The sequence below is a fragment of the Myroides sp. C6-3 genome (genome assembly GCF_050522425.1).
Taxonomy (GTDB): Bacteria; Bacteroidota; Bacteroidia; order Flavobacteriales; family Flavobacteriaceae; genus Flavobacterium.
Window position 1 is genome coordinate 1 of the sequence record NZ_JBMVQP010000070.1, and the last position, 4,419, is coordinate 4,419.

6 protein-coding genes and 1 pseudogene are annotated in these 4,419 nt (G+C 37.1%); 3 read left to right on the forward strand and 4 right to left on the reverse strand.

Translation table 11 applies throughout. The annotated features are described in order from the left end of the window. Both ACPDG9_RS15760 and ACPDG9_RS15765 read right to left on the reverse strand, forming a co-directional pair. Window positions 1–254: pseudogene (locus ACPDG9_RS15760) on the reverse strand (hypothetical protein); the annotation flags it as partial. Next, window positions 241–735, reverse strand: coding sequence for a hypothetical protein (locus ACPDG9_RS15765; RefSeq protein WP_430528656.1), 495 nt, complete (start codon window positions 733–735; stop codon window positions 241–243). The pseudogene ACPDG9_RS15760 and the gene ACPDG9_RS15765, both read right to left, overlap by 14 nt. 167 nt (window positions 736–902) lie before the next feature. Between ACPDG9_RS15765 and ACPDG9_RS15770 the strand changes: the two genes are divergently transcribed. Then, window positions 903–1,700 carry an RteC domain-containing protein gene (locus ACPDG9_RS15770; protein ID WP_430528657.1) on the forward strand — a complete coding sequence of 266 codons (798 nt, stop codon included), beginning with the start codon at window positions 903–905 and terminating at the stop codon, window positions 1,698–1,700. 97 nt (window positions 1,701–1,797) lie between these two features. Here the strand turns inward: ACPDG9_RS15770 and ACPDG9_RS15775 are convergent, their stop codons facing one another. After that, window positions 1,798–2,025, reverse strand: a complete 228-nt coding sequence (locus ACPDG9_RS15775) for a hypothetical protein (protein WP_430528658.1) — start codon at window positions 2,023–2,025, stop codon at window positions 1,798–1,800. After that, window positions 2,022–2,462 carry a DUF5675 family protein gene (locus ACPDG9_RS15780; protein WP_430528659.1) on the reverse strand — a complete coding sequence of 147 codons (441 nt, stop codon included), beginning with the start codon at window positions 2,460–2,462 and terminating at the stop codon, window positions 2,022–2,024. Before ACPDG9_RS15780 ends, ACPDG9_RS15775 begins: the two co-directional genes overlap by 4 nt. A gap of 221 nt (window positions 2,463–2,683) precedes the next feature. Between ACPDG9_RS15780 and ACPDG9_RS15785 the strand changes: the two genes are divergently transcribed. Both ACPDG9_RS15785 and ACPDG9_RS15790 read left to right on the forward strand, forming a co-directional pair. Further along, window positions 2,684–2,893, forward strand: coding sequence for a hypothetical protein (locus ACPDG9_RS15785; RefSeq protein WP_430528660.1), 210 nt, complete (start codon window positions 2,684–2,686; stop codon window positions 2,891–2,893). Window positions 2,894–3,203: 310 nt separating this feature from the next. Further along, entirely contained in the window at window positions 3,204–3,848 is a 645-nt protein-coding gene (locus ACPDG9_RS15790; RefSeq protein WP_430528661.1) for a DUF6266 family protein, read from the forward strand. Window positions 3,849–4,419: the final 571 nt, after the last annotated feature.

The window sequence follows — 4,419 nt, forward strand, 5'->3', positions numbered from 1 at the left end:
GTTTTGGTTTGCCCCATAAGAAGCAGTCCTTTGTTAGGGGCTAATTGGAAGGAGTCCATTGCGTTTTGATCTTCTATAGCATAGGCAATTAGTTTGTGAAACACTTCTTTTTGGTACAGACTCATAAAGAAGTTGTGTCCGTAAATAGCAACGCCTCTTTCTTGGATAAACGCTAAGCACTGCTTCATATTATACCACTTTCTTTTTCCTTCAATCGTATAGGTATCTTCTAAATTAATTTTATAGGGGTTCATGATATTTTGTTTTTAAATTAGGTATTATTTTTTCATCTCTATTTTCTTCTTTAGTAGAGTGACCTACTTCTTGTTTTGATCTCGAAGGGGTTGTTGTATCACTAGTTGTATCAGTTGTTGAATCAGTTGTTGTACCACTAGTTGGTTTTTTATTGGGTTCTGGAGTAAAGGGCTGTGAAGCAGTAGGGACATTTTCAAATGAGGTGAGATAAACCGTACTAATGCCGTATTTGGATGTACTGGGAAAATAAGTAATCCAACCCCAGGAGTGTAGTTCTCGCATGCATTTGCTATAGGTGGTAAAGCTGCCAATTTTACCTATGTTCATCATTTCTTGCCGGTTGATGCTGAAGACAGAGGCAAAGCGATTCTGATTCCACAAGTAAAATAAAGCGAGATAAAGACTAATGTGTGTAGGCTTAATTTCTTCTTTAGTTTTCATAAGCTCAAACCAGTTGTTGAGGTGCTTGATATAATTCATAGTTCAATTATTTAAAAAGTAAAAGTAAGACAGCTTTTAGTTTCTTTTCTTTTAGGTATTGCTTTGTTCTGTAAGAAATAGTTGTTTTTTTATCTTATTTTGTACGATTTAGGTGTATTTTATGTGTTTTTATTGAGAGTTTAGTTCTTTATTAAAAATTGTACACTATGAAGAAAGTCTATCAAGACTGTTTAACACGCAAAAAGAGAATTATTGAAGAAATTAAGCAGAAAGAAACCTTAGAATTGGATCAATTGGCTGCTTATGCCTACCAATTGGAAGTATTATTAGACGAAATGAAAGAAATTCCCATAGAAACGGTCGTTCGTTCTCGAAAGAAAGAAGCGCTATTTTATGAAGAAGAAGTAACTGATGTGCTTACTTATTATTGGTATATGAGAGAACTAAGCCTTGTGCTTTGTACACTTCCTTTCCGAGAAAAACAACACGAAGGACATCTTGACTCGGTTGCTCTTTACTACACTTCGTTCAAGAGCGATTATTTTAGGTTATATGCCTGTTATTGTGCGAAGGCGTATCAGTTTAAAAGCGAAGAGATACGCACGTATTTGAAATTTCAACGGGAAAGACCGAATTGGTTGTTTTTTGACAAAGAAGCTCTTTTTCTTTATCCTGTTTATTTTCGGGTTGTAGAGCTAGTATTGCTTCAGTTGAATCGGTGGGAAACCACAGCCAATCCTCAACCCATAAAACCGATGCTGGTATGGGAGGCAACTAAAATAGAGTTGGTATTGGTTGTATTTGCCTTGTATAAGTACACCCAAAAAAAGCAAGACAAACCAACAGTAAGGGAGTGGGCAAGGACTTTTGAACAGGTATTTGGTGTTAGTATAAGCAAGAATTTTTACCAAATCTTAAATGAATACAAGAAAAAGAAGAACATAGAGGATAATTTATTTCTCAAAATGAATGAAATCCTCTTAGAGAAGTTCCAAGAGCACTAATGAAAAAAGGCCTAGGCTAGGATGTGCGAACAGTTTGTTTGTTAGACAACAAGGGCAGCAGAAAAATCCATGCTGCCCTTTTACTAGTTGTTACCTTTTAGGGAGTAGGCGTTGTTTCTTCTACTTCCATTGTAATCTGACTTATCGCAGTTATAATACCTCCTGCTACCGCTAAGTAAGAAGCTACCGTAGTTAATACGGCGGGCAAAGCCACTGGAGCAGCAAGAATTCCACCGCTAATAGCAGCTAACCCCAAACCAATGGTTCGCAAGATTTTAAAAAAACGAGGAGTCGGTGCGTTGATCCTCTGAATGATTTGATTCATAGTTTACCTGTTTTAATTTGTTGAATAATATCGAGGTCTGCCGCCTCTTGGATAATCAGCTGTAGCTGTTGATCAATAATCGCCTCCTCAACTTCCTCTAATAGCTTGCGCATCGCTATTCGAGAACGGGCGCCCCATATCGGAGAGAGAAATTGACTAACAGGCGCAATACAGCCTTTTAAATCGTGTTTCGAATTGTTTGCAGGATGAAATAGGATCAGTGTTCGATCTGGCACTTTTTTAATTTCAATATGCGATTTGAATCGCTCGTTGTATCGGTGAAAAAGCGGATAAGTACCTTCAGGGATGCACGAAATATAGGCTTGATTCTGAACCCAAGGTAATTCGAGCGTCAAACAAATGGTTCTATTCTCAATTTGCAATAAGCCATGAGTTGCTTCTTCGAGATATAGCCGATGTAAGATTACGGTTAGCATAAGCATAAATGTTTAGTTTCTAATTCGATTGTTGGGCAAAATTGCTGTAAAGTCAGTTGGTTTTATGATTCGTGTACCGTGTTTGGGATGAAAGAGAAAGAAAATGCTACATAAAGTAATAAAAGGGAGTACTCGATCTTTGTGGATACGAGTAGTGGACATCATGCGTAATTCAAGAAAAAAAAAATACCTTTCTTCCAACTAATGCTAAAAAAGAAAAGATGAGAGAATCTAAAGCCAAAAAAGGAAGAATGTGCGTATATGCAAACGATGTGATACGCATCACAGGAAGAAGCTACAAAACAGCCTTAAAAATCTTAATCGAAATTCGAACGTTTTACGACAAACCTCAAGGTGCTTTAGTCACATACAAAGAATTTAGTTCGTATATGAATCTGGATGAAGATGATGTTTACGGCTTATTGCAATAGCTTCTTCGTACTTCGTTAGGGTTTCCTTCGGTAAAAGGGGCAAAAAACCAGTAAATACCGAAGGAGACCCGAAGAAGACCCAAAGAAGGTACAAAGGAGTTGTTTTTAAGTTGTTGATAATTAATAGTTTGGAATTTTGTTACCCTGGTAAAAAAGGTCAATTTATCCCTTTTTATACCCAATAAAAGAAGAAGTAGGAAGGGGGTATTGGCAAGAAAAAGACACTTTTTTAGTTTTGTCCTGTATTCAATTATTGTGTTAGCTAACCCCAAAGAATACAAACGGATAAAAAATAAAAAAAAACGTAAACATGGCAGAAATTAAAACAGGAATTTTAGGTGGAGTAAGCGGTAAAGTTGGCTCCATAGTCGGAGCGATTTGGAAGGGTAAAAACACGATTCGCACTATACCGCGAACAAGTAACAAAAAAGCATCAGTAAAGCAAATCAACCAACGCAGTAAGTTTAAATTGGTTTCTAGTTTTTTACAACCGTTAAACTTTTTGCTGCAGCGCTATTTCGGGGCAGAACAAGGGTTAAAATCAAGAGCTAATTTGGCGTTAGCGTATCACTTGCAAGAAGCTGTTGATCAGACAGACGATCAATTTACAATAAAGTTTGAAAAAGTGATACTCAGTAAGGGCGTACTCCCTACCATTACATTGGAATCAGCAGCCATTGAAAACGAAACACTCGCCTTAACTTGGACAACCCCAGAAGAAATGAGCTTAGGGAAGCAAACGGATCTTCTAACGGTTGTAGTCTATGGGAAGAATACAAAGTTGATCGCAAACTTTCATCGCGTAGTAGTTCGCAGTGCAAATAGCTACTCCGTAAAATTGCACCCAGAACTAGCTGCAGATGATTGTTTCCTTTGGTATTTTGTAACCGATGAAAAAGATGAGGAGTGTAGCACAAGTATGTTTATTTCTACTGTTACTAGTGATGTAGAGTAAGTAGGGGACGGTAGACAGTAGATTTTGCTGAAATAGGGTTCTTTCTTTAAAATGAGAATCTCATCGTCTCACCAACTCAACAAAAAATAAACGAAAAACAAATAAAAATAGGTAATAGTGATCTGTTTTTTGTTAACGGTGTCTTTTTTTGACATAGAAAGTACTTTCTTTAAACGAAAATGTAGTTAACAGTGATCTGTTTTCTGTTAACGAAGGCTTTTTCTGACATAGAAAGTACTTTCTTTAAAATGAGAATATAGTCATCAGTTATCTGTTATGTGTTATCGGTAGATTTTGCTGAAATAGAATGTGTTTTCTTTAAAACAACGAACAACAATCCTTGCTCGTCTTTCAAGGACTCATAGGATGCGACCCTTCGTTGCCTCAGGGTGACATACTGTGTGTGGGTACTGTGAACAGTTAACGGTGAACGGTTAACGGTAAACAGTAGATTTTGCTGAAATAGAATGTGTTTTCTTTAAAACAACGAACAGCAATCCTAGCTCGTCTTTCAAGGACTCGTAGGATGCGACCCTTCGTTACCTCAGGGTGACATACTGTGTGTGGGTAC